Source organism: Pseudomonas sp. B21-051 (assembly GCF_024748795.1).
Taxonomy (GTDB): domain Bacteria; phylum Pseudomonadota; class Gammaproteobacteria; order Pseudomonadales; family Pseudomonadaceae; genus Aquipseudomonas; species Aquipseudomonas putida_A.
In genome coordinates, this window is record NZ_CP087166.1 from 1,924,270 (window position 1) to 1,949,351 (window position 25,082).

26 protein-coding genes are annotated in these 25,082 nt (G+C 60.3%); 19 read left to right on the plus strand and 7 right to left on the minus strand.

The genetic code is table 11. The annotated features are described in order from the left end of the window. Nucleotides 1–88: 88 nt before the first annotated feature. Nucleotides 89–679 (minus strand): cysteine hydrolase family protein, encoded by a 591-nt coding sequence (locus LOY52_RS08760; RefSeq protein ID WP_258679090.1) that lies wholly within the window; start codon nt 677–679, stop codon nt 89–91. Between the two features lie 238 nt (nt 680–917). On the opposite strand from LOY52_RS08760, the gene prmB reads away from it, so the two are divergent. Further along, the gene (prmB, locus tag LOY52_RS08765; RefSeq protein ID WP_258679091.1) at nt 918–1,826 is read left to right on the plus strand and encodes a 50S ribosomal protein L3 N(5)-glutamine methyltransferase; all 909 of its coding nucleotides are present in this window, start codon (nt 918–920) and stop codon (nt 1,824–1,826) included. Between the two features lie 99 nt (nt 1,827–1,925). On the opposite strand, the gene LOY52_RS08770 is transcribed toward prmB, so the two are convergent. Both LOY52_RS08770 and LOY52_RS08775 read right to left on the minus strand, forming a co-directional pair. Beyond that, on the minus strand, nt 1,926–2,717 hold the full coding sequence (locus LOY52_RS08770; RefSeq protein ID WP_258679092.1) for a hypothetical protein: 792 nt from the start codon (nt 2,715–2,717) through the stop codon (nt 1,926–1,928). A gap of 99 nt (nt 2,718–2,816) precedes the next feature. Next, nucleotides 2,817–3,770: an alpha/beta hydrolase gene (locus tag LOY52_RS08775; protein WP_258679093.1), complete on the minus strand. Its 954-nt coding sequence runs from the start codon at nt 3,768–3,770 to the stop codon at nt 2,817–2,819. A 130-nt stretch (nt 3,771–3,900) separates the two neighbouring features. On the opposite strand from LOY52_RS08775, the gene aroC reads away from it, so the two are divergent. The 5 genes from aroC (at nt 3,901) to mtnC (ending at nt 8,118) form a co-directional block, all read left to right on the plus strand. After that, a complete protein-coding gene (aroC, locus tag LOY52_RS08780) occupies nt 3,901–4,992 on the plus strand; it encodes a chorismate synthase (protein ID WP_097087568.1) in 1,092 nt (363 codons plus the stop codon). Nucleotides 4,993–5,023: 31 nt separating this feature from the next. Next, nucleotides 5,024–6,169, plus strand: coding sequence for an MFS transporter (locus tag LOY52_RS08785; protein ID WP_150369870.1), 1,146 nt, complete (start codon nt 5,024–5,026; stop codon nt 6,167–6,169). After that, nucleotides 6,166–6,792 (plus strand): methylthioribulose 1-phosphate dehydratase, encoded by a 627-nt coding sequence (locus LOY52_RS08790; RefSeq protein WP_041068872.1) that lies wholly within the window; start codon nt 6,166–6,168, stop codon nt 6,790–6,792. Before LOY52_RS08785 ends, LOY52_RS08790 begins: the two co-directional genes overlap by 4 nt. A 92-nt stretch (nt 6,793–6,884) precedes the next feature. Then, the gene (locus LOY52_RS08795; RefSeq protein ID WP_108588908.1) at nt 6,885–7,430 is read left to right on the plus strand and encodes an acireductone dioxygenase; all 546 of its coding nucleotides are present in this window, start codon (nt 6,885–6,887) and stop codon (nt 7,428–7,430) included. Nucleotides 7,431–7,434: 4 nt separating this feature from the next. Next, nucleotides 7,435–8,118: an acireductone synthase gene (gene mtnC, locus LOY52_RS08800; protein ID WP_258679094.1), complete on the plus strand. Its 684-nt coding sequence runs from the start codon at nt 7,435–7,437 to the stop codon at nt 8,116–8,118. 177 nt (nt 8,119–8,295) lie between these two features. Here the strand turns inward: mtnC and LOY52_RS27310 are convergent, their stop codons facing one another. After that, nucleotides 8,296–8,574 (minus strand): DUF3509 domain-containing protein, encoded by a 279-nt coding sequence (locus tag LOY52_RS27310; protein ID WP_027613327.1) that lies wholly within the window; start codon nt 8,572–8,574, stop codon nt 8,296–8,298. A gap of 378 nt (nt 8,575–8,952) precedes the next feature. Here LOY52_RS27310 and LOY52_RS08810 point away from each other — a divergent pair, with 378 nt between their 5' ends. The 10 genes from LOY52_RS08810 to LOY52_RS08855 all read left to right on the plus strand — a co-directional run bounded on the left by LOY52_RS08810 (nt 8,953) and on the right by LOY52_RS08855 (nt 18,204). Next, nucleotides 8,953–10,791: a long-chain-acyl-CoA synthetase gene (locus LOY52_RS08810; protein WP_258679096.1), complete on the plus strand. Its 1,839-nt coding sequence runs from the start codon at nt 8,953–8,955 to the stop codon at nt 10,789–10,791. A gap of 96 nt (nt 10,792–10,887) precedes the next feature. Beyond that, a complete protein-coding gene (locus LOY52_RS08815; RefSeq protein ID WP_258679097.1) occupies nt 10,888–11,406 on the plus strand; it encodes an ankyrin repeat domain-containing protein in 519 nt (172 codons plus the stop codon). Between the two features lie 158 nt (nt 11,407–11,564). Then, complete coding sequence (locus LOY52_RS08820; RefSeq protein ID WP_134785829.1) at nt 11,565–12,095, plus strand: hypothetical protein; 531 nt, start codon at nt 11,565–11,567, stop codon at nt 12,093–12,095. Between the two features lie 71 nt (nt 12,096–12,166). Next, entirely contained in the window at nt 12,167–12,358 is a 192-nt protein-coding gene (locus tag LOY52_RS08825; protein WP_003223221.1) for a PLDc N-terminal domain-containing protein, read from the plus strand. A gap of 238 nt (nt 12,359–12,596) precedes the next feature. Further along, on the plus strand, nt 12,597–13,472 hold the full coding sequence (gene speE, locus LOY52_RS08830; protein WP_041068886.1) for a polyamine aminopropyltransferase: 876 nt from the start codon (nt 12,597–12,599) through the stop codon (nt 13,470–13,472). A gap of 229 nt (nt 13,473–13,701) precedes the next feature. After that, complete coding sequence (locus tag LOY52_RS08835; protein WP_027613323.1) at nt 13,702–13,935, plus strand: hypothetical protein; 234 nt, start codon at nt 13,702–13,704, stop codon at nt 13,933–13,935. 212 nt (nt 13,936–14,147) lie between these two features. Next, a complete protein-coding gene (locus LOY52_RS08840) occupies nt 14,148–14,495 on the plus strand; it encodes a ribonuclease E inhibitor RraB (RefSeq protein ID WP_258679098.1) in 348 nt (115 codons plus the stop codon). Between the two features lie 536 nt (nt 14,496–15,031). Next, on the plus strand, nt 15,032–16,441 hold the full coding sequence (locus LOY52_RS08845) for a circularly permuted type 2 ATP-grasp protein (RefSeq protein WP_247843009.1): 1,410 nt from the start codon (nt 15,032–15,034) through the stop codon (nt 16,439–16,441). Between the two features lie 12 nt (nt 16,442–16,453). Beyond that, on the plus strand, nt 16,454–17,404 hold the full coding sequence (locus LOY52_RS08850; RefSeq protein ID WP_027613321.1) for an alpha-E domain-containing protein: 951 nt from the start codon (nt 16,454–16,456) through the stop codon (nt 17,402–17,404). Continuing rightward, nucleotides 17,401–18,204, plus strand: coding sequence for a transglutaminase family protein (locus tag LOY52_RS08855; RefSeq protein ID WP_027613320.1), 804 nt, complete (start codon nt 17,401–17,403; stop codon nt 18,202–18,204). Before LOY52_RS08850 ends, LOY52_RS08855 begins: the two co-directional genes overlap by 4 nt. A 131-nt stretch (nt 18,205–18,335) precedes the next feature. Here the strand turns inward: LOY52_RS08855 and LOY52_RS08860 are convergent, their stop codons facing one another. Then, nucleotides 18,336–19,103 (minus strand): cytochrome c, encoded by a 768-nt coding sequence (locus LOY52_RS08860; protein WP_258679839.1) that lies wholly within the window; start codon nt 19,101–19,103, stop codon nt 18,336–18,338. A 384-nt stretch (nt 19,104–19,487) separates the two neighbouring features. Then, nucleotides 19,488–19,682, minus strand: coding sequence for a hypothetical protein (locus LOY52_RS08865; RefSeq protein WP_258679099.1), 195 nt, complete (start codon nt 19,680–19,682; stop codon nt 19,488–19,490). A 60-nt stretch (nt 19,683–19,742) separates the two neighbouring features. Between LOY52_RS08865 and LOY52_RS08870 the strand changes: the two genes are divergently transcribed. The 3 genes from LOY52_RS08870 (at nt 19,743) to LOY52_RS08880 (ending at nt 23,936) form a co-directional block, all read left to right on the plus strand. After that, nucleotides 19,743–20,948 carry an acetyl-CoA C-acetyltransferase gene (locus LOY52_RS08870; RefSeq protein WP_258679100.1) on the plus strand — a complete coding sequence of 402 codons (1,206 nt, stop codon included), beginning with the start codon at nt 19,743–19,745 and terminating at the stop codon, nt 20,946–20,948. A gap of 25 nt (nt 20,949–20,973) precedes the next feature. Next, entirely contained in the window at nt 20,974–23,118 is a 2,145-nt protein-coding gene (locus LOY52_RS08875; RefSeq protein WP_258679101.1) for a 3-hydroxyacyl-CoA dehydrogenase NAD-binding domain-containing protein, read from the plus strand. Between the two features lie 95 nt (nt 23,119–23,213). After that, nucleotides 23,214–23,936, plus strand: coding sequence for an amidotransferase (locus LOY52_RS08880; protein WP_258679102.1), 723 nt, complete (start codon nt 23,214–23,216; stop codon nt 23,934–23,936). A 93-nt stretch (nt 23,937–24,029) separates the two neighbouring features. On the opposite strand, the gene LOY52_RS08885 is transcribed toward LOY52_RS08880, so the two are convergent. After that, on the minus strand, nt 24,030–25,001 hold the full coding sequence (locus tag LOY52_RS08885) for a magnesium and cobalt transport protein CorA (RefSeq protein ID WP_027613314.1): 972 nt from the start codon (nt 24,999–25,001) through the stop codon (nt 24,030–24,032). Nucleotides 25,002–25,082 lie beyond the last annotated feature (81 nt).

Genomic DNA, 25,082 nt, shown 5'->3' on the forward strand with positions numbered 1-25,082 from the left:
GACCGGGTTGTTCCTGAGGCTAAGGCAATTGAAGCAAATGCGAGGCTTTTGCGGATGAGCGGCGCGCTGAGCCGCTCATCAGAGCAGATCAGATCAGATCTTGCGTCAGGGCAAGGGTGGCGAAGTTGTCGGCCATGATCGCCATTTCCGCTTCCTGCACCACGGCGGCGCTGAGCACGCGGCCCTTGAACGGCAGATCACGGGTGGCGCAGGCGTCTTCGACCAGAGTGCAACGGAAGCCCAGGTTCTTCGCCGCGCGCACGGTGGTGCTGACGCTGGAGTGGCTCATGAAGCCGCAGACGATCAGGTCCAGCGAGCCAAGATTCTGCAAACGGTCCAGCAGTTCGGTGCCGTGGAACGCACTCGGCAGCAGTTTGCCGATGATGGTTTCATCGCCCTGTGGTTCAAGACCGGGGATGAATTCGCCGCGTTCGCCCTGCGGGTCGAACAGGCCACCGACGGTGCCGAGATGACGCACGTGCACGATCGGCCGACCGGCTGCACGGGCCGCGGCGACCAGTTGTTTGATGTTCGCGACGGCCGCGTCCATGCCGCTCAGGGCCAGCGGGCCACTGAGGTACTCTTTCTGGGCATCGATGATGACCACGGTGGCATGGCTCAGTATGGCCGCTGCGTAACCGCGGCCGCTGAGTTGAAACATCGTTTTTGGAACGGACATTCGGGGCTCCTTGGGGTGGGGCTTTTGCGGCATTGTCCTCTGGCTGAGCGGTTCTGTGAACCGCTACCATCGTAGGCGCCGTCGTTATTGGCCTGCAGCCTTGTCAAGTTACACGTTCTGTTCAATGGCTGATGCAAAAATCAGAAAAGTCCTACTGTCGCGCCACTGATTTTCCTGCGTCGTCGGCGGGCGTTTTGGCTGGTAGAATCGCCAGTCGTTTTTTCTGGAGTTCTGCCCCGTGATCACTTCCCGACTTCGTACCCTGCGCGACCACATCCGTTGGGCCGTCAGCCGCTTCCATGGGGAGGATCTGTTTTTCGGCCATGGCACCGACAACGCCTGGGATGAAGCCCGGCAGTTGGTGCTCGGTGCCTTGCACCTGCCTTGGGAGATCGCCGACAGCTACCTCGACTGTGCGCTGGAAGACGACGAACTGGTCAACCTGCAACGCCTGCTCAAGCGCCGCATTGAAGAGCGCATCCCGACTGCGTACCTGTTGGGCGAGGCGTGGTTCTGCGGCATGTCGTTCATCGTCGATGAGCGCGTGCTGATCCCGCGTTCGCCGATTGGCGAACTGATCGAAAACCGCTTCGCACCGTGGATCGGCGACGAGCCGGCACGCATCCTCGACCTGTGCACCGGCTCCGGCTGCATCGGCATTGCCTGCGCCTACGAGTTCCAGAACGCTGAAGTGGTGCTGGCGGACCTGTCGTTCGAAGCGCTGGAAGTCGCCAATCAGAACATCGAGCGTCATGGCGTCGATGAGCGCGTGTACACCGTGCAGGGCGATGGTTTCGAGGGTCTGCCGGGGCAGCGTTTCGACCTGATCGTGTCGAACCCGCCGTACGTTGACGCAGAAGATTTTGCCGACATGCCGGATGAATACCAGCACGAACCGGAGCTGGGCCTGGCCTGCGGTGATGACGGTCTGAACCTGGTACGACGGATGCTCGCTGAAGCGGCGGATCACCTGACCGAGAAGGGGCTGTTGATCGTTGAGGTGGGCAACAGCCAGGTGCACGTCGAAGCGTTGTACCCGGAAGTCGACTTCGCCTGGCTCGATTTCGAGCGCGGCGGGCATGGCGTGTTCATGCTGACGGCGGAGCAGTGCCGCGATCATCAGGCGCTGTTCGCTTCCCGCATTTAAAGGCTAAAAGCTTCGCGAGCAGGCTCGCTCCCACAGGGAAGTGCATTCCAAGGTGGGAGCGAGCCTGCTCGCGAATAGCCGCGCCTCGCTTTCAAGCCTTTACCGGTGCGTGGCAATCCAGATCAGCAAACCTGCCTGAAACACCGCAAACGCCACCAGACAGGTAATGGTGAAGCGCAAACCAGCGTCTTCACGCTTGAACTTGCTGACCTGCTCTTCCTGCTTCTTCAGCTTCACTTCCTGCTCGGCCAGGTTCTGCTCGGCCTGTTGCAGCATCTGCGCCGCTTCAAGAATCTCGACGATCTGCAGCTTTTCGCTGTTCCAGTCGCCCAGCAGGTCACCGACCTGCACCTCTTTGACGCTGCCCTTCAGATGCTGGGCATCGGCGTACACCACATCAAAACCATGCACGCGCAAGAAGTGATCGCGACGCAGGCGGGTGTCTTCGTTCAGCGCGTCCTTGTTGTTCAGGTCCATGCCGTCGACGGTGTAGGCGGGCCAGCGTTTTTTCGCCCAATTGATGCCTTGCGCGGCCATGAAACGACCGATCCCACGGTTCAGCGGTTCGATCTGCAAGCCGCTGTCGGGGCCGAAGTGCACACGTTTGCTGGTGTGATTGACCCACACATCCAGATGGTTCTGCTCTTTGCGCACGCGCTGACCGGGCAGCTTGATCGCCATGCGCATCAGGCTGTGTTCTTTGCTGTTGCGCTCGGCATAGCCGAATTCGACAAAGCGCAACGGCCGGCCACCGGTGTGACGGTCAGTCTGCAGCGGGGCCAGGCGGAGCATCTTGTGGTGCTCGACGCTGACGTCCGCCCATGGCAGCTCGACCGCTGGCGGTGCGTCTTTTTCAGCGGTGGTGTCAGGTGAAGTCGGGGTATCAGTCATAACGGCGAGATCCTGTCCAAGCTCTGCTTGTCGCCAGCCAGTACGCTGGCGACAAAGGCTTATCGGCCGCTTTTTGCAGGACTAGAGGGTAAACGCCGTTTAACGGGTGTGAAGTCCGTCAATAAACTCGATGAGTTTGCCGCCCAGTTCCGCCGCCAGTGGCAAATTCGGGTCCTTATAGGAGGCCAATTGCCGCTTCACATCGGCGGGGACGATGCGCATCACGTGGTTCATGCCGTCGATCACCACCAGTTCGGCGTCGGGTTTGGCGGCTTTCAGCGCCTGCGCATCGCCGACGCCGACCTGCATGTCGTTGCTGCCCTGGACGATCAGCGCCGGCATCTTCAACTGCGCAAAGGCCTTGGCCGGGTCTTGGCGGAACAGCGAAATCAGGTATGGCTGCACACTCGGGCGGAAGATCGGTTGCAACGGCGCCGGCACGTCGGCATCGGTGTGACCGGCCTTGAGGCTGTCGAGAATCTGGTTGCTGCGCAGCATCAACGGTGGCGGCAGGCTGCGCGCCAGTTGCTCGCGGATCACCTGATCCACCGGGCGGGCGCTGCCGGACAGCGAAATCAGCGCAGCGGCGTCGGCACGCGGAGCGGCGAGGGTAGCAATCAGTGCCCCTTCGCTGTGACCGAGCAGAATCAACGGGCCGAAACGCGGATCGCTTTTCAGCTTCTGGCTCCACGCCACGGCGTCGTCGACGTAGCCTTCCACCGACAGATTGCGCTCGTCAGGTGTGGCCGGCCGGCTCGCAGCCACCCCGCGCTTGTCGTAGCGCACGCTGGCGATGTTGTGTTTGGCCAGCACCCAGGCCAGCCGCTTGAGGCTGTCATTGCGCCCGCCATCGGGGTTATTGCCGTCACGATCTGTAGGACCGGAGCCGGCAAGGATCAGGACAACCGGCACTGGGTTGTCGGATTTTGGCAGCAACAGCGAGCCGAAAAGTTCACCGCTCCCGGTATCCAGAGAGATCGGGCGCTGCAGGACAGTCGCGTGGGCAAAACCGGTAAACAGGGTAAGACTCAAGATCAGAACTCGCAGCATCATCACGCCATCATTCGCCAAGGTGCCGGTTGGACTCACCAACACCACTAAGGTTCGAGGATGAACTACTCGGTTAGCCTGCGTATACTGGCGCGCATCACGAATTCGGGTTTGATTTCACGGAGCGTCCTGCATGTCCGGCAATACCTACGGCAAGTTGTTCACTGTCACCACCGCTGGCGAGAGCCATGGTCCGGCGTTGGTCGCCATTGTCGACGGCTGCCCGCCGGGCCTGGAGATCTCCCTCGAAGACCTGCAGCGCGACCTCGATCGGCGCAAGCCAGGCACCAGCCGCCACACCACCCAGCGTCAGGAAGCCGATGAAGTCGAAATCCTTTCCGGCGTGTTCGAGGGCCGCACCACCGGTTGCTCGATCGGCCTGCTGATCCGCAACACCGACCAGAAGTCCAAGGACTACTCGGCGATCAAGGATCTGTTCCGCCCGGCGCACGCCGACTACACCTACCACCACAAATACGGCGAGCGTGACTATCGTGGTGGCGGTCGCAGCTCGGCGCGGGAAACCGCGATGCGTGTGGCGGCAGGTGCGATTGCCAAAAAGTATCTGGCCAGCCAAGGCATCGTCATCCGTGGCTACATGAGCCAGCTCGGCCCGATCGAAATTCCGTTCAAGACCTGGGATTCAGTGGAAGAGAACGCGTTCTTCAGCCCGGATCCGGACAAGGTCCCGGAACTGGAAGCCTACATGGACCAGTTGCGCCGCGATCAGGACTCGGTCGGGGCGAAGATCACCGTAGTCGCCGAAGGCGTGATGCCGGGCCTCGGCGAGCCGATTTTCGACCGCCTCGACGCTGAACTGGCGCATGCGCTGATGAGCATCAACGCCGTGAAAGGCGTGGAAATCGGCGCCGGTTTCGCCTGCGTCGCCCAGCGCGGCACCGAGCATCGCGATGAACTGACCCCGCAAGGTTTCCTCAGCAACAACGCTGGCGGCATTCTCGGTGGCATCTCGTCTGGTCAGCCGATCGTCGCGCACCTGGCGTTGAAGCCGACGTCGAGCATCACCACCCCGGGCCGTTCGATCGACATCCACGGCAACCCGGTGGACGTGATCACCAAGGGCCGTCACGACCCGTGCGTCGGCATCCGCGCCACGCCGATTGCCGAAGCGATGATGGCCATCGTGCTGATGGATCACCTGCTGCGTCATCGTGGGCAGAACGCCGACGTGCGCGTCAGCACCCCGGTGCTGGGTCAGCTTTGATGGTTGATCGCCAAGCCGTCGCGGTCTGACCGTGGCGGCGCTCCCGTACTGGCGGCTGTCCAGTTTCTATCTGTTCTATTTCGCCTTGCTCGGTTCGACAGCGCCGTTTCTGGCGCTGTACTTCGATCACCTCGGGTTCAGCGCTGCGCGCATCGGCGAGCTGGTGGCGATCCCGATGCTGATGCGCTGTGTGGCGCCGAACATCTGGGGCTGGCTCGGCGACTACACCGGCAAACGCCTGGCCATCGTGCGCTTTGGCGCGGTGTGCACGCTGCTGACGTTCTCACTGATTTTCGTCAGCAAGACCTACGCCTGGCTGGCGATGGTCATGGCGTTACACGCGTTCTTCTGGCACGCGGTGTTGCCGCAATTCGAAGTCATCACCCTCGCGCACTTGCAGGGACAAACCTCGCGCTACAGCCAGATTCGCCTGTGGGGCTCGATCGGTTTCATCATCACCGTGGTTGCGCTGGGCCGTTTGTTCGAATGGCTGAGTCTCGACATCTACCCGGCGGCGCTGGTGCTGATCATGGCCGGCATCGTCCTCAGCAGCCTGTGGGTGCCGAACGCGCAGCCACCGCAAGGTAATCGGCCGAGCGGGGAGGGCTTTCTCAAGCAGCTGCGCAGCCCCGGTGTGCTGGCGTTTTACGCCTGTGTCGCGCTGATGCAGATGAGCCACGGCCCGTATTACACCTTTCTGACCTTGCACCTTGAACGCCTCGGTTACACACGCGGCACAATCGGCATGCTCTGGGCCGTGGGCGTGGTCGCCGAAGTGCTGATGTTCATGGCGATGAGCCGGATTCTCGTGCGCTTTTCCTTGCGTCGGGTGCTGATGGCGAGTTTTCTGCTGGCGGCGCTGCGCTGGTTGCTGCTAGGTTCGTTCGCCGAATTCCTCTGGGTTCTGTTGTTGGCCCAGGTGCTGCACGCGGCGACCTTCGGCAGCTTTCATGCGGCTGCCATCGCGTTCGTGCAACGTAGCTTCGGTGCGCGTCAGCAAGGTCAGGGTCAGGCGCTGTATGCGGCGCTGGCCGGCACCGGTGGCGCGCTGGGCGCGTTGTATTCCGGTTACAGCTGGAATGCCCTCGGTGCGACATTGACCTTTAGTATTGCCAGTCTCGCGGCGCTCGCTGCTGCCGTTATCATTGCCACACGTATGCAAGAGGACAGGCCATGAGCCTTACGCGTGAACAGCTCGCCCAGCAGATCGTCGACGCCGGGCGTTTCCTTTATGGTCGCGGCTGGTCGCCGGCCACCAGCAGCAATTACTCGACGCGTCTGTCGCCGAGCGAAGCGCTGCTGACCGTGTCCGGCAAGCACAAGGGCCAGTTGGGCCTGGACGACGTGCTCGCCACGGATTTGTCCGGCAACAGCCTGGAACCGGGCAAAAAGCCCTCCGCCGAAACCCTGCTGCACACCCAGCTCTACAGCTGGCGCGCGGAGATTGGTGCGGTGCTGCACACCCACTCGGTGAACGCCACGGTGCTGTCGCGTCTGACGCCGCAAGACTTTATCGAGTTCGAAGACTACGAACTGCAAAAAGCCTTCAGCGGCATTTCCACCCACGAATCCCGGGTGCGCGTGCCGATCTTCGACAACGATCAGGACATTGCGCGCCTTGCCGCCAAGGTGCAGCCTTGGCTCGACGCCCATCCCGATTGCGTCGGTTATCTGATTCGCGGCCACGGCCTCTACACCTGGGGCGCGCAGATGAGCGATGCCCTGCGGCAGATCGAGGCCTTTGAATTCCTGTTTGAATGCGAGTTGAAAACCCGCAGCGTCATGAACCGCCAAGGCTGACTTCACCAGAAGCCGCCCATTCGCCTGATGAAATGCACTGCCCGACCGGTCTGCAAGAGCCGGACGGCAAGGCCGATACCGAGGAATTGCCCATGAGCAGCCTGTCCGTCTATCACGTATCCAGCCCCGAGATCCCGAACAAGGTGCTGACCCATTTCGAAGACATCGCCTCGACGCTCGCCGAGCAGGGCGTGCGCTTCGATCGCTGGCAAGCCGCCGCGAAGATCCAGCCCGGCGCCAGCCAGGAAGAGGTGATCAGCGCCTATCAGGAGCAGATCGACAAACTGATGACCGAGCGCGGTTACATCACCGTCGATGTGATCAGCCTCAACAGCGATCACCCGCAAAAAGCCGAACTGCGCGCCAGGTTCCTTGAAGAACACCGCCATGGTGAAGACGAAGTGCGCTTTTTTGTCGCCGGTCGTGGCCTGTTTACTCTGCACATCGACGATTACGTCTACGCGGTGTTGTGCGAGAAGAACGACCTGATCTCGGTGCCGGCCGGCACCAAACACTGGTTCGACATGGGCGAGCACCCGCACTTCGTGGCGATTCGTCTGTTCAACAACCCTGAAGGCTGGGTCGCCAACTTCACCGGCGAAGACATCGCCGGGCGCTTCCCGCGACTGGAGGACTGAGCCGATGCCGATCAAAGCCATTGTCACTGACATTGAAGGCACCACCAGCGCGGTGAGTTTTGTTTTTGATGTGTTGTTTCCGTATGCGGCCAAACACCTGCCGGACTTTGTTCGGCAGAACGCCGAGCGCGCCGATGTCGCTGAGCAACTCGACGCCGTGCGCCGCGACAGCAATGCACCGCAGGCCGATGTTGAACGGGTTGTTGAAATTCTCTTGAGCTGGATCGAGGAAGATCGCAAAGCCACGCCGCTCAAAGCCTTGCAAGGCATGGTCTGGGCGCAGGGTTATCACGCCGGGCAGTTGAAGGGCCACGTTTACCCGGATGCCGTTGAAGCGCTCAAGCGCTGGCATCAGGCCGGTTATCAGCTATTTGTGTATTCGTCGGGTTCGATCCAGGCGCAGAAGCTGATCTTCGGCTGCTCCGAGGCGGGGGATCTGACACCGCTGTTCAGCGGTTACTTCGACACCACGTCGGGGCCTAAACGCGAAGAACAGTCCTATCGCAACATCCAACAGGCGATTGGCGTCGAGCCGGGGGAGATTCTGTTTCTGTCGGACATCGTCGAGGAACTGGATGCCGCGCAGGCTGCCGGTTTGCAGACCTGTGGCCTGGCCCGCGAGGGTGGAGAACTGGGAAGCCATATCACCGTCGACAGCTTCACCGGCATCGAACCCGAAGCCTTCTAACCACGCACACCCCCTGTAGGAGCTGTCGAAGGCTGCGATCTTTTGATCTTGATTTGGTATTAAAGATCAAGATCAAAAGATCGCAGCGTTCCGCAGCTCCTACATAAAAGCCGGGTGCAAACAAAAGGCCGTGGAGCAGATGCTCCACGGCCTTTTTTGTTTAATGCGTTTACATTTTTACAGCGAGTGATACGTCGGCAGAGCAAAACGCTGCTGGCTTTGCAGCATTGCAATTTGCGGCAGTTCACTGGCTTCTTCCGCCAGGTCACGACGGATCGCGCTGATCGCCCACGACAGTTGGTCGGCGTTGTGCATTTGCTGATACGTCAGGGCGCGCTTGAACACCTTGCCTTCGCTGCTGCGCAGAGTCAGCAGGATCCCGCCATCGGGACGTGGCGCAGTGGTGACGTTGAAGTTGGAGAACAGCGAGGTAAATTTTTCTTGGATCAGGCTCATGTCTTTCAGCTCCGTATGCACTTGAATGGCAAGCATGCAGAGGAGGTTGCAGCGATTGTGCCAGCACGCGAAAAAATAAAAATCTATATAAATCAATAATTTAAAAATCGTGAAATTTGCAGGGGTCGTGCAATCTGCATGAATGGCCATCGTGCATCCTGCATTTTGCGGGATTCTCTTGAGTTGCACGGAACCAAACGGCAAAGACGCAATCTCCACCGCCAGGCGTGACAGAGCGGATACAAAACATTGCAAAAACCGCGTGTACAGGCCGAGAAGCGCTGACGTATTTTCGATCTTGACCTTGCCCACAGCGCAGGTCATGCCCACAGCCCGAACAATAAAAAACCGGCCGACCAGGCCGACCGGGGAGCTGCCATGCGTCACGCGTCGAGCGACACGATTACCTGGAGCATGATGCTCCGCAAACTGCCGACGATCGCCAAAGCCATCCCGCGGGTGGTCAAGGGCATGAAAGTCGCCAACGTCACGGATCCGACCCAAACGTGTGGCCTCGGCTGGACCTTCGAGCAAGCAACGCTGCGCAATCCAGAGGGGCTGGCGATCTTGCAGGACAACGTTTTGCTCACCTATGCGCAGGTCAACCAGTGGGCCAATCGCATCGCCCACTATCTGAGCGCGCAGGGGATTGGCAAGGGTGACGTGGTCGCGGTGTTCATCGAAAATCGTCCCGAGCTGCTGGTGACCATTCTGGCGCTGGCCAAACTCGGCGCAGTCAGTGCGCTGCTCAATACTTCGCAAACCCGCGACACACTGATTCACAGCGTAAATCTGGTGGCACCGGTGGCGATTGTCCTCGGTGAGGAATTGCAGCCGGCGTTTGCCGCGATCCGCGAGCAGGTGTCGATCCCGGCGCAGCGCACCTGGTTTATCGCCGACCGTGACACCTATAGCCACCCGGGCATTGCGCCTGAGGGCTACGTCAATCTGATCAGCGCCAGTGCTGACGCCTGCGCTGAAAACCCGCCCAGCAGCGGTGAGGTGTTCTTCAACGATCCGTGCTTTTACATCTACACCTCCGGCACCACCGGCCTGCCCAAGGCCGGGGTGTTCAAGCACGGGCGCTGGATGCGCAGCTCCGCCAGCTTCGGCATGATCGCCCTGAACATGACGCCCGACGACGTCGTTTATTGCACCTTGCCGCTGTACCACGCCACCGGCCTCTGTGTTTGCTGGGGCTCGGCGATCAATGGCGCTTCCGGGTTCGCGATCCGCCGCAAGTTCAGCGCCAGCCAGTTCTGGCCGGACGTGCGTCGCTACAACGCGACCACCCTCGGTTATGTCGGCGAATTGTGCCGTTATCTGGTCGATCAACCGGCCAGCGTCGATGACAGCCGTCACGCGGTGCGCAAGATGATCGGCAACGGCTTGCGTCCCGGCGCCTGGGCCGAATTCAAGACCCGGTTTGCCGTCGAGCACATCTGCGAGCTGTACGCGGCGAGCGACGGCAATATCGGCTTCAGCAATATCCTCAACTTCGACAACACCATCGGTTTCTCGCTGATGGCCTGGGAGCTGGTGGCCTACGACCACGACAGCGGGCAGCCGCTGCGCAGCGCTGACGGCTTCATGCGCAAGGTCGGCAAGGGCGAACAGGGTTTGCTGCTGGCACGGATTGACGAAAAGGCCCCGCTGGACGGTTACACCGATCCGCAGAAAACCGCCAAGGTGGTGTTGCACGATGTGTTCAGCAAGGGCGACCGCTTCTTCAACACCGGCGACCTGCTGCGCAATATCGGTTTCGGCCACGCGCAGTTCGTCGATCGACTCGGCGACACCTACCGCTGGAAGGGCGAAAACGTCTCGACCACTGAAGTCGAAAACCTGCTGCTGCAGCATCCGCATATCTCCGAGGCCGTTGCCTACGGCGTCGAAGTGCGCAACACCAACGGTCGCGCCGGTATGGCGGCAATCACGCCCGCCGAGTCACTGGCGACCCTGGATTTCGCCGAATTGCTCGCGTTCGCCCGCCAGCGTATGCCGGCCTATGCGGTGCCGCTGTTCTTGCGGGTGAAGGTGAAAATGGAAACCACCGGGACCTTCAAATACCAGAAGACTCGACTGAAAAACGAAGGTTTCGACCCCGGCCAAACGGGCGATGACCCGATCTACGCGTGGCTGCCTGGCTCGCAAACGTACGTGCAGGTGACGGACGAAATTCTGGCCGATATTCATCAGGGCAAGTACCGTTATTGAGATTGGCTATGGCATGACTTGAGAAAAAGGGGGTGACAGCTATCGTCGCGCTCGGGAAACTGTCGGCTTTGCGAATAACCGAAAGTGGAGTTGCCCATGTCTGACCAAAGCCGCCAGATGACCCCTGAAGAAGCTGCCGAATTCACCGAGCAGGTGTTCAACAAGGCGCGCGAGGGAGATGCCGAGATGCTTGATCGGCTGATCAGCGCTGGTTTGCCGGTGAACCTGAAAAACAGCAAGGGCGACACGCTGCTGATGCTCGCCAGTTACTACGGCCACGTTGACGCGGTGCAGGTGCTGCTCAAGCATAAGGCCGACCCTGAAATGCGTAACGGCAACGGCCAGAGCCCGATTGCCGGCGCCGCGTTCAAGGGCGATCTGGCGGTGGTCAAGGCGCTGGTGGAAGCGGGCGCCGAGATCGAAGGCTCGTCCTTTGATGGCCGTACCGCGCTGATGATGGCGGCGATGTTCAACCGCGTTGAAATCGTTGATTACCTGATCGGCAAAGGTGCGAACCCGCAAGCCAAGGATGCCAACGGCATCACCGCGCTGGATGCGGCCCGCACCATGGGCGCGGTCGATACCACGGCGCAGCTGGAAAAACTGCTGGCCTGATAAGGTCAAAAGATCGCAGCCTGCGGCAGCTCCTACAGGTCTCACATTCGTTCGCCAAATGGGCGCGGAACTTGTAGGAGCTGCCGCAGGCTGCGATCTTTTGCTTTGTGCGCTATCCTCCGCGCCCTCAAATTCAACCTTCCACAGGATCCGCCCTCATGAAAGCCGCACTCGTCGAACTCATCAGCAAAATCAGCTCCGGCTGCATGGGCGAGGACGAGATCCTGAACGTGGCGGACGAAGCGGCGCAGGCCTACGCTGATGCCGATGCCTTCCTGGCGGCCAACCCGGACATCAACTACGACGACACCTTCCCGATCCCGCTGGGCGAGTGGGTGGTGGTCGGCAGTCTGCCGGAAACCGTGCTGTTCCAGGCTGACACCTACGTCGATCTGTTCGCGCAGATCGTCGCTTCATTCGGGCCGGGCGTGGATTTCAACCTCAAGCCCAAGCAACTGGCCAAGACCGAAGCGCTGACCGCACTCAACCGCATTCAGGTGCAGATGAGCAGCCTGAACAAGGAAAACGGCGGTTACACGCTGATGAACTTCAGCCAGTTGCTCGACGACGAGCTGCAAGTGGTGCTGGTCTATGGCAACGACGTGCCACGGGTGCTGGAGCTGTGCGCCGAAGTCGGCATCGCTGCGGCGCCATCGCTGGAAGCGCTGAAAGTCGCCGTTCACGTCTGAACGCAATAAAAGGGAACCCTGCGCGCGACCGTCTATCCTAAAAGTGCATGCCACTATTCTGGAGTGACACCATGGGTTCCACGTTCAACGGTCTGATTGGCCTGATCATCCTTGCCCTCGATATCTGGGCCATCATCAACGTGCTGAAAAGCGGCGCCGAGACCGGGATGAAAATCCTCTGGGTCCTGCTGATCATCCTCCTGCCGGTACTGGGGCTGATCATCTGGGCGATCGCCGGGCCACGGGGCAATGTGCGCATCTAAAGAACAGCCTGACCTTCTGTAGGAGCTGCCGAAGGCTGCGATCTTTTGTTCTTGTTTTTACAATCAACAGCAAAAGATCGTCCGAACGCGGCCCGAGCCTTCGGCAGCTCCTACATGGAATTTGGTCAGCCGATGAACAGAGGTTCGACCTGTCATCTTCGGCAACGTAGAATGCGCGCCTTTCCCGGGCAATCGTCCCCCACGATTGGCGCCCGCGCATTCATCGGAGCACTTGACCATGACCGTCACCAAGACCAGCGAGTACCTGGAAACCCTCTACGAAGGCTACGGCCAGCGTTTTCGCATGGAAAAACTGCTGCACGAAGTGCGCACCGAACACCAGCATCTGGTGATTTTCCAGAACCCGCGTATGGGCCGGGTGATGGCGCTGGATGGCGTGATCCAGACCACCGAAGCCGATGAATTCATCTACCACGAAATGCTCACCCACGTGCCGATCCTCGCCCACGGCACTGCCAAGCGCGTGCTGATCATCGGCGGCGGCGACGGTGGCATGCTGCGCGAAGTGACCAAGCACGCCAGTGTCGAGCACATCACCATGGTCGAGATCGACGGCACCGTGGTCGACATGTGCAAGGAATTCCTGCCGAACCACTCCAAGGGCGCCTACGACGATCCACGGCTGAACCTGGTGATCGACGACGGCATGCGTTTCGTCGCCACCACCACAGAAAAATTCGACGTGATCATCTCCGACTCCACCGACCCCATCGGCCCGGGCGAAGTGCTGTTCTCGGAAAACTTCTATCAGGCCTGCCACCGTTGCCTGAACGAAGGCGGGATCCTCGTGACCCAGAACGGCACGCCGTTCATGCAGATCGATGAAGTCAAAACCACTGCCGGTCGCCTGCGCAGCCTGTTCCCGGACTGGCACTTCTATCAGGCGGCCGTGCCGACCTACATCGGCGGTTCGATGACCTTCGCCTGGGGCTCGACCAACCCGGCCTACCGCAAACTGAGCCGTGAAACCCTGCAACAGCGCTTCATCGGCAGCGGCATCGTCACCCGCTACTACAACCCGGAAATCCACATCGGCGCGTTCGCGTTGCCACAGTACGTGCTGCAGGCGATCAACAAGCCAAGCAACGACTAAAAGCCCTGCAAAACCCCTGTAGGAGCTGCCGCAGGCTGCGATCTTTTGACTTTGATTGTTTAAAAAACCAGATCAAAAGATCGTCCGAACGCGGCCCGAGCCTGCGGCAGCTCCTACAGTGGATATAATTTTTTTCATGTTCGTCCGGTGCAATCCTTTTGAACGATCAATCTCGCCAAAAGTCGAGATAGAAGTAAGCCCATTTGCGGGTTTGATCGAGGAGGCACCGATGCAAAAGTGGAAAGTCACTTTCGTGGACGATCATGGTGAAATTGTCGATGAGGTGTTCGAGCGCGCGGAATGCCCCAGCGACGACGAGGCTGCACGCCTGATCAAGGAACGGCTCCTGCCGGTGGCCGCCGAACTGGATATGAACGACCTGGAAGGGCGCACCACCGATGCTGGCGTGAAAAGCCTGAAAACCCAGAACAGCATCGAAATCCGCAGTATCACGCCAATCTGAAATTCTTCCTGTCACTTGAAGCACCAGGCCTTGGCAGCAGCTCTATCTTGGGGCTACTCTGCAAGCGAGATCAGCGAAACAATCGCTAAGGTCTGGTCTTGTCAGCTACATGCTTGTTTCCCGCGTGCAACCACGTTGCCGAAGTACTTTGGCCTGTAAGGCCCGGGGCGGGAATACGGAAAGTCTATCCATCTATCCGAGGGGGACGATTCATGAGCACAGCCTATCAAGAAGACATCAGCAGCAATGTTCTGCGCCGCATGAAAGAAGGCGGTTTCGACTTTTCCCGGTTCCATCCCATCGAGTTCTACGCCATTTTCCCGGACGAGGAGCGGGCGCGCAGGGCGGCAGGCAAATTTCGTGGTGAATCCATCAATGCCCAGGTCAGTGCGCGCGACGATGGCGCCTGGTCGTTGGAACTGAGCAAAGTGATGTACGCGACTTATGATGACATTGGCGATTTCGAGCAGGGCTTCTCTGCCGTGGTCGAGCCGCTGGGCGGCATCATTGAGGGCTGGGGTGTCAAGCAGGAGGTGCGCAGCCGGCATCGTTTGAACTGATCTTCTGGTTTCAGGCAGTGAGCAACGGCTGACCTTCGGGTTGGCCGTTGTCGTTTTCAAAGATCAAAAGATCGCAGCCTTCGGCAGCTCCTACAGGTGATTGGTGCAGGAGCTGCCGGAGGCTGCGATCTTTTGCTTTTGCTTTCAAAACATTTCAGAAAGGCAAAAAAAAGCCACCGGAGAGGGTGGCTAAAAGGGAAGACCGATAAGGAGAGGAAACCGGTCAGGGTTACGGCCTGCGGGGACTGCGCGGGCAGTCCGGATCAGTGGAGCTGAAACCTTCACCGGGGGAAGTTTTCAGCGAATGCGCCGATTATCCGTAGCGCGGGACGAGCGGTGAAATCAACTCTGACTATGCTGGTGATAGGCGATGCAATGCGTCGCAATGAAGCGGGGGCAATCCGGTTGGGGCCATTGCCGCACAGGAATGGTGCGGTGTTTGCGGCGTGATTATCCAACCGATTGAAATAAAAGCGTTTATGCCGATGGCACGGGCCTTGCGAAGGCCTGTAGGTCCGGGTGACAAGGAGTACGGCATGATCCGCACCTATTTTGATGAAATGTACGATGCCGGCGGCCAGATCCGCCCGCATTACCGCGAGTTCGCCCGCTGGCTGGCCGACACGCCTGACGAGTTGCTGGCACAACGGCGACGCGAGGCTGATTTGCTGTTCCACCGGGCCGGCATCACCTTCACGCTCTATGGGGACGAGCAGGGCACCGAGCGCCTGATTCCTTTCGACACCATTCCGCGCAGCATTCCCGCCAGCGAGTGGCGGATCGTCGAGCGCGGCTGCATCCAGCGGGTCAAGGCGTTGAACATGTTCCTCGCCGACCTTTATCACGAGCAGCGCATCATCAAGGCCGGGATCATCCCCGCCGAACAGGTGCTGGCCAACGAGCAGTACCAGTTGGCGATGCAGGGTCTGGATCTGCACCGCGACATCTATTCGCACATCTCCGGCGTCGATCTGGTGCGTGATGGCGACGGCACTTACTACGTGCTCGAAGACAACCTGCGCACGCCGAGCGGCGTGAGCTACATGCTCGAAGACCGCAAAATGATGATGCGTCTGTTCCCGGAGCTGTTCGCCGCCCAGCGCATCGCGCCCATCGACCATTACCCGAACCTGTTGCTCGACACCCTGAAAAGCTCCAGCCCGATCGACGACCCGAGCGTGGTAGTACTGACGCCGGGGCGCTTCAACAGTGCGTTCTTCGAACACGCTTTCCTGGCGCGGGAAATGGGCGTTGAACTGGTGGAGGGCGCGGACCTGTTCGTGCGTGACGACAAGGTGTACATGCGCACCACCGACGGGCCGAAAGCGGTGGATGTGATCTACCGCCGTCTCGACGACGCGTTCCTCGATCCGCTGGCATTCAACCCCGATTCGATGCTCGGTGTACCGGGGCTGCTGTCGTCCTATCGCTCGGGCAATGTAGTGCTGGCCAATGCCATCGGCACTGGGGTGGCGGATGACAAATCGGTGTATCCGTTTGTCACCGAGATGATCCGTTTCTACCTCGACGAAGAACCGATCCTGAAGAATGTGCCGACCTGGCAGTGCCGCAACCCCTCGGAACTTTCCCATGTACTGGCCAATCTTCCGGATCTGGTGGTCAAGGAAACTCAGGGCTCCGGCGGTTACGGGATGCTGGTGGGGCCGGCGTCAACCACGGCGCAGATCGATGCGTTCCGTGAGCGGATCAAGGCCAAGCCCCACGCATACATCGCGCAGCCGACGTTGTCGCTGTCGACCTGTCCGACCTTTGTCGAAAACGGCATTGCGCCGCGCCATATCGATCTGCGTCCGTTTGTACTGTCTGGCCGCGAAACCCGGGTCGTGCCCGGTGGTTTGACCCGTGTCGCCCTGCGTGAAGGCTCCCTGGTGGTGAACTCCTCCCAGGGCGGCGGCACCAAGGACACCTGGGTGGTCGAGGATTGAAGGAAGCTTGCCATGTTAAGTAGAACTGCCTCGGATCTGTACTGGATGTCGCGTTACCTGGAGCGGGCGGAAAACCTCGCGCGGATGCTCGATATCAGCTATTCGCTGTCGCTGATGCCGCAGGACGGTCGCGGCGACGGTTTGCACGAATTGGCCATGCCGCTGTTGATCACCGGCACCCTCGACGATTATCTGGAGCGTCACGGCGAACTGCATGCCGAACGCCTGTTGCATTTCTTCGCCCTCGACGCGGCCAACCCGGCGAGCATCTACAGCTGCCTCGGCGCAGCGCGGGCCAGTGCGCATGCGGTGCGCGGGCGCATCACCGCGGACATGTGGGAGAACATCAACGCTACCTGGCTGGAGATTCGCGGCATTGCCGAACAGGGCCTCAGCCGTTACGGCATGAGCCGTTTCTGCGAGTGGATCAAGGAGCGCTCGCACCTGTTCCGGGGCGCGTCCTACGGCACGATCATGCGCAACGATGCGTTCCGCTTCATTCGCCTCGGCACCTTCATCGAGCGCGCGGATAACACGCTGCGCCTGCTCGATGCGCGCTATGAAATGGCTGGCGATCAGGCCGAGGCCGTCAGTGACGGTACGGCGCACGCCTATTACCAGTGGAGTGCGCTGCTGCGGGCGCTGTCATCGTTCGAGGCCTACACCGAGATCTACCGCGACGCACCCGGCGCCCGGCATGTCGCCGAGCTGCTGCTGTTGCGCGCCGATGTACCGCGCTCGCTGCGCGCCTGCACCGAGGAAATCGACCAGATCCTCGCCCAGTTGCCTGGGGCCAACGGCCGTCCGGCGCAACGTCTTGCCGCCGAAATGGACGCACGTCTGCGTTACACCGGCATCAACGAAATCCTCGCCGAAGGCCTGCACGCCTGGCTCACCGAATTCATCCCGCTGGTGCGCCAGCTGGGCAACGCGATTCACAGTTCATACCTGGAGGCTGCATGAGACTTTCCATTAGCCACGAGACCACCTATCACTATGAAGATCAGGTGCGGGCGAGCATCCAGTATCTGCGCCTGACCCCGCACGACAGCGAGCGTCAACACGTGTTGAGCTGGCAGCTCGATCTGCCGCGTCCGGTACGCGCCCAGCTCGATCCGTTCGGCAACATCCTGCACGTGCTGACCATGGACGAACCGCACGAAGCGATCATCATCGGCGCCCGTGGCCAGGTCGATATCGACGAACTGCGCGAGGCTGAGCATGAGAGTCAGTCGGCGCTGCCGTTCCTGCGTTTCACCCGGCTGACCGAGGCGGATGAGGCGCTACGGGCGTTTGCCGACAAGTCCTGCAAGCAGCGACGTGATCGCACCGCACTGATCGACTTGATGCACGGTTTGAACCAGCACATCAGCTATACGCCGGGTTCAACTGAAGTCGACACCAGCGCCGCCGAAGCCTTTGCCGGGCGCGCCGGGGTTTGTCAGGATCACACCCATGCGTTTCTCGCCTGCGCGCGTAGTCTGGGAATTCCGTCGCGTTATGTGTCGGGTTATCTGTACAGCGAGGACGCCGAGCATCTGGCCAGTCATGCCTGGGCCGAAGCGTGGCTGGATGACGCCTGGTACAGCTTTGACGTGACCAACCAATTGGCCCGCCCGGAGCGCCATCTGAAACTGGCGGTGGGCTTGGATTATCTGGATGCCTGCCCGGTGCGCGGGATGCGTCGGGGCGGTGGTTGTGAGCAGATGCATGCGAAGGTGTTCGTGTCGCCGACACCGGTTATTTCCGTGCAACAACAGTAAACACCGTCCCCTGTAGGAGCTGCGGCACGCTGCGATCTTTTGACTTTGATCTTAAAAAGCAGAATCAAAAGATCGCAGCGTGCCGCAGCTCCTACAGGAGGTTGTGGTGAACAAGGAGTTTTTGAACAGGATCAGGGCTTAGTCTTGCGCCCAGCCATGTGCTGCAAATAGCCGATCAGCAACTGCAAGTCCCCCTCTGGAAACACATCCGCCGAAAACCCCGGCATCTTCGCCTGCGGCCACTGGCGCAAACTCTGCGGATCGCGAATGTAGCGCTTGAGAAAATCCGCGCCGAAATACTCGGTCGGGTTATACGGAATATTCAGGTCCGGCCCGAACTGCGCATCGCCCGCACCGTTCAACCGGTGGCAGGCCAGGCAGTTCTTCTGGAACAGTGCAAAACCCTGATTCACCGGGTCATCCGCTTTTAGCTTGGGATCCGGTAACAGCGCAGGGAAGCGCTCGGCCACTGGCGCCATGCGCTTGATGCTTGCCACCTGGAACGGCCATTGTTCCGGGCTGATGTTGCCGGCCTGCGGGTCAGTCCATACCAGATAGAACGGCCCGGCGCTGTGTTTACCCTCGGACAGCGGCGGCCACGGCTGCGTCGGGTCCTCGATCGCCAGCCAGGCCTGCGCACCTTTGCTGTTGAGCAACGGCGCAGCGGCCAGTTCGGCGGCAAACCCGTCCAGCGCCACCGCTTGCAGGTGATCGGCCGGTTTGATCCCGGTGAGCAGCGCCGCCACGGGCACGGCGCGATAAGTCATGTCCTTCTTGTAGGACACATCGTTGTTGATGGTCAGAGTTTGTGCTTGCGGATGCTTGAGCAACTCTTCGGTCTGCCAGGTGCGACTGTTCGCGCCCAGCTCCAGCGTGAGCTGCGCCGCAGACAAGGGCATGCTCAGCAGCAAGGCCCAGAACACAATGAGCGTTTTCAAATGATCGCCATCCCTGTCGTGGAAGTGCGCAAAAGGTTCGCACAGCCACGCTGGCCCGGGTAGCGGGCCAGTCACATTTTGTCTGGCGATAGCGGGCGCCTGCCGCTTGAGTCAGCCAATCACCTTGGTCAGATTGGGCAAAATCAACAACAGCGTCGTGGCGAAAAGAATGAGTCCTGCTTGACGAACTTTCGGTTGTTTGAACATGGCTTGACCGCCTTTATTGTTATTTCCTGATGTTTGCCTGCATATCCATGACGGCAAACGCTGCACTTCCTGTTGAAGAAAGTCGGCCCCGGCAAAACCCGACGACCCTGACGTACATGTACTACCTTAGAGGCCACGTCACGCTTGGCTTAGATCCATTTCATATGTATTTGCTGCTGTTTGCGATAAAAACGGCATGAGGCTTATTGCCAGCTTCTTCGCCGCCCGCTGGCTAGACAACTCGCTGACCTGAACCGGTTCACCTGAGGCTAAATGACCGTCCGTCTGAGCGTGCGCGTCAACATCATTGAGCGCTGTGGTCATTGAATCCATGCGCGCTCAGGACAACAGTGACAGCACGAAATTCACTCACCGCACAGGTTCGAGGACGTCATGACCCAAGCTTTGATTTTCGATGCGTTACGCACGCCCCGCGGCAAAGGCAAGGCCGATGGCGCGCTGCACAGCGTCAAACCGGTGAATCTGGTCGCCGGGTTGTTGACCGCACTGCAAAGCCGTACCGCGCTGGACACCAGTCAGGTCGATGACGTGGTGCTCGGCTGCGTCACGCCAATCGGCGATCAAGGCTCGGACATCGCCAAAACCGCAGTGCAGGTAGCCGACTGGGATGTCAGCGTCGCCGGCGTGCAGATCAACCGCTTCTGCGCCTCGGGCCTGGAGGCAGTGAACCTCGGCGCGATGAAGGTGCGTTCGGGCTTCGAGGATCTGGTGGTGGTCGGTGGCGTCGAGTCGATGTCGCGGGTGCCGATGGGCAGCGACGGCGGCGCCTGGGCACTGGATCCGCAAACCAATCTGCACAGCCACTTCACCCCGCAGGGCGTTGGTGCGGACCTGATCGCCACCCTTGAGGGCTTCAGCCGTGAGGATGTCGATGCCTACGCTTTGCACTCGCAGCAAAAAGCCGCACGGGCGCGGGCTGACGGTTCGTTCAACAAGTCGCTGGTGCCGGTGCAGGATCAGAACGGCATCATCCTGCTTGACCACGACGAATTCATTCGCGCCGAGTCGACGCTGGAAGGCCTGGGCAAACTCAAGCCGAGTTTCGAGATGATCGGCCAGATGGGCTTCGACGCTACGGCGCTGCGGGTCTACAGCCATGTCGAGCGGATCAACCACGTGCACACGCCGGGCAACAGCTCCGGCATCGTCGATGGTGCGGCGCTGATGTTGATCGGCTCCGAAGCCAAGGGCCTTGCGCTCGGCCTGCAACCGCGGGCCCGGATCGTCGCCACGGCGGTGACCAGTACTGACCCGACCATCATGCTCACCGGCCCGGCACCGGCCACCCGCAAGGCTTTGGCCAAGGCGGGTTTGCGCGTGGAGGACATCGACCTGTTCGAGGTCAACGAGGCGTTTGCTTCGGTGGCGCTGAAGTTCATCAAGGACATGGCGGTGGACCCGGACAAGGTCAACGTCAACGGCGGCTCGATCGCCATGGGGCATCCGCTGGGCGCGACCGGTTGCGCGATCCTCGGCACCTTGCTCGATGAACTGGAAGCCCGGCGCCTGCGCTACGGCCTGGCGACGCTGTGTGTCGGCGGCGGCATGGGCATTGCCACCATCATCGAACGCCTCTGAGCCCCGAATTCAAGGAAACCTTGTTATGAGCGAAGCCATTCGTTACGAAAAAGGCCAGGACGCCATCGTCGTGTTGACCATCGACATGCCGGGCCAGAGCGCCAACACCATGAATGCCGTGTACCGCCAGGCCATGGGCGCCTGCGTTGCGCGACTGGTGGCGGAAAAAGACAGCATCGCCGGGGTGATTATCACCTCGGCGAAGAAAACCTTCTTTGCCGGCGGCGACCTCAATGAGCTGATCAAGGTCGGCAAACCTGAGGCCAAAGCCTTTTATGACATGGTGCTGAGCCTCAAAGCGCAGTTGCGCACCCTGGAAACCCTCGGCAATCCGGTGGTCGCGGCGATCAACGGCGCCGCGCTCGGCGGTGGCTGGGAAATCTGTCTGGCCTGCCATCACCGGGTGGCGCTGGACGACGCGGCGGTGCAACTCGGTCTGCCGGAAGTGACACTGGGCCTGCTGCCGGGCGGCGGCGGGGTGGTGCGCATGGTGCGTATGCTCGGCATCGAAAAGGCCTTGCCGTACCTGCTCGAAGGCAAGAAAGTGCGCCCGCAGCAGGCGTTGCAGGCCGGTTTGATCGATGAGCTGGCGGTAGATCGTGATGAACTGCTGGCCAAGGCTCGCGCCTGGATTGTCGCCAACCCGACTGCAGTGCAGCGTTGGGACGTGAAGGGCTATCAGATCCCCGGCGGCACACCGTCGAATCCGAAAGTCGCGCAGATGCTGGCGATAGCGCCGTCGATCCTGCGCAGCAAGACTCAGGGCACGCTGCCGGCGCCAGAGAAGATTCTGTGTGCGGCGGTGGAGGGCGCACAGGTCAATTTCGACACCGCGCACCTGATTGAAACCCGTTACTTCACCGAACTGACCACCGGGCAGATCTCGAAAAACATGATCGGCACCTTCTGGTTCCAGCTCAACGAGATCAACGCCGGTGGCTCGCGCCCGCAAGGGTTTGCGCCGTATGTCACGCGCAAGGTCGGTGTGCTCGGTGCGGGGATGATGGGCGCCGGGATCGCCTTCGTCAGTGCCTCGGCTGGCATCGATGTGGTGCTCAAGGACATCAACCTGGCGGCGGCCGAGAAAGGCAAGGCCCATTCGGCGGCGCTGCTGGACAAGAAAGTCGCCCGTGGCCAGATGACGGCTGAGAAACGTGAGGCGGTGCTGGCGCGGATTCACATCACTGAAAATGATGCGGATCTGGAGGGTTGTGATTTGATCATCGAGGCGGTGTTCGAGGATCGCGAACTGAAGGCAAAAGTCTCGTCGGCAGCGCAAAATATTGTCGGCCCTGATGCGGTAATCGCCTCCAACACGTCGACCCTGCCGATCACCGGGCTGGCGACGGCAGTACCCGATGAGAGCAAGTTCATCGGCCTGCATTTCTTCAGCCCGGTGGACAAAATGCCGCTGGTGGAAATCATCAAAGGTGCGCAAACCAGTGCTGAAACCCTGGCGCGCGGTTTCGACTTCGTCCTGCAAATCAAGAAAACCCCGATCGTGGTCAACGACAGTCGCGGCTTCTTTACCTCGCGGGTGTTCGGCACCTTCACCAATGAAGGCATCGCCATGCTCGGCGAAGGCGTGAGCGCGCCGATGATCGAGACTGAAGCGCGCAAGGCCGGGATGCCGGTCGGGCCGCTGGCGATCTCCGACGAAGTTTCCCTCAGCCTGATGAGCCATATCCGTCAGCAAACGGCCAGAGACCTGCAAGCGGAAGGGAAACCGCTGACAGATCATCCTGCATTCGCTGTGATTGACTTGCTGCTCAACGAATACAAGCGTCCGGGCAAAGCCGCTGGCGGTGGTTTCTATGATTACCCGGCGGGTGGTCAGAAACATCTGTGGCCGGAGTTGAAGACGCGCTTCGAGCAGGCCGACGGACAGATCTCGCCGAAGGATGTGCGTGATCGTCTGTTGTTCGTGCAGGCCTTGGAAACCGTGCGCTGCGTGGAGGAGGGCGTGCTCACCTCGACGGCGGATGCCAACGTCGGCTCGATCTTCGGCATCGGATTTGCGCCGTGGACCGGTGGCGCGTTGCAGTTCATCAATCAATACGGCGTGCAGGACTTCGTCGCACGCGCGCAGTATCTGGCCGAGCAGTACGGCGAGCGCTTTGCCCCGCCGGCGCTGTTGCTGGAAAAAGCCGCGAAAGGCGAGCTGTTTTAAGTGATCGGCTGAACGCTGCGGGGCTTGCCTTGCCGGGGTGTTTCAAGGCAGGCTCTGGGGTGTTCATTATTCCCATCACGTGTCAGGTATTTTTTATGTCGCTACGCATCTGCATTCTGGAAACCGACATCCTGCGTCCGGAACTGGTCGATCAATATCAGGGTTACGGGCAGATGTTTCAGCGCCTGTTCTCGCAGCAACCGATTGCCGCCGAGTTCACCGTGTACAACGTTATGCAGGGCGAATACCCCAGCGACGACCAGACTTTCGACGCGTACCTGATCACCGGCAGCAAAGCCGATTCGTTCGGCACCGACCCGTGGATCCAGACCCTCAAGCAATACCTGCTGACCCGCTACGAGCGCGGCGACAAGCTGCTCGGCGTGTGCTTCGGTCATCAATTGCTCGCTCTGTTGCTCGGTGGCAAAAGCGAGCGCGCCAGCCAGGGCTGGGGCGTCGGCACCCACAACTACAAACTGGCGGCCAGGGCGCCGTGGATGAGCCCGGTGCGTGAAGAGCTGACGTTGCTGATCAGTCATCAGGACCAGGTCACGGCGCTGCCGGAAAACGCCACGGTCATTGCTTCCAGCGATTTCTGTCCGTTTGCCGCGTATCACATCAACGATCAGGTGCTGTGCTTCCAGGGCCACCCGGAATTCATTCACGACTATTCGCGGGCGCTGCTGGATCTGCGTCAGGAGGCGCTGGGTTCGCAGATCTACTCGAAGGGCGTCGCAAGCCTCGAGCAGGAGCACCATGGCACGACCGTGGCGGAATGGATGATGCGTTTTGTGGCGCACAAGCCTGAAGCTGCCTGATAGCAGATCAAAAGATCGCAGCCTGCGGCAGCTCCTACAGGGAATGTCATCTGTAGGAGCTGCCGCAGGCTGCGATCTTTTGCTTTTGCTTCCCTACAACCACCCCGACCTCTTGAAACTCGCCCACAGACTCACACATCCCACCGTGATAAACCCCAGCACGGCGAAATAGCCGTAATGCCAGCTCAGCTCCGGCATGTTCTGGAAGTTCATCCCGTAAATCCCCGCCACTGCCGTCGGAAACGCCAGAATCGCCGCCCATGCGGCAAACTTGCGCTGCACCACGCTCTGCCGTGACGCCTCCAGCAACACACCGATCTCGATGGTCTGGCTGGCAATGTCCGCCAGCGTGGTCAGGTCTTCCATCTGCCGCGTGACGTGAATCTGCACATCGCGGAAGTACGGGCGCATGTTCTTGTCGATGAACGGGAAGCTCAGCTTCTGCAGCTCCTCGCCAATCTCCACCATCGGCGCTGCATAGCGGCGCAGGCGCAACACGTCGCGGCGCAGACCGTGGAGTTTCTGGATGTCATGCTCGTTCAACGCACTGCACAGCACGTTGCGCTCCAGTTCATCGATCTCGGCATGAATCGCTTCGCCCACTGGCTGGTAGTTTTCGATGACGAAGTCCAGCAGCGCATACAGGACGAAATCTTCGCCGTGCTCCAGCAGCAGCGGCCGCGCCTCACAGCGTTGGCGGACATGCGCATAGGACGCCGAGTGACCGTTACGGGCGGTGATGATGTAGCCCTTGCCGGCGAAGATGTGAGTTTCGATGAACTGCAAGATCCCATGTTCGCGGATCGGCGAGTAGGTGACGATAAACAAGGCGTCACCAAAGGTTTCCAGCTTCGGCCGACTGTGTTTTTCCAGGGCGTCTTCGATGGCCAGTTCGTGCAGGTTGAACTGGCGCTGCAGATTGGCCAGTTCCTGAGCGTCCGGCTCTTCCAGGCCGATCCAGACAAAGTGTCCGGTTTTCGCGGCCCAGGCAGCGCCTTCGTCAAGCGTGATATTGGTGACTTTCTTACCAGCGCTGTACACCGCAGCAGCAACAACTCGACCCATGGTGGTGGTTCACTTCTTCTTGGCAGATGGCAGGGAATACAAGGCTTCAGCTTAGCCGTGTCGCTGCTTGAGAGTCAGTGA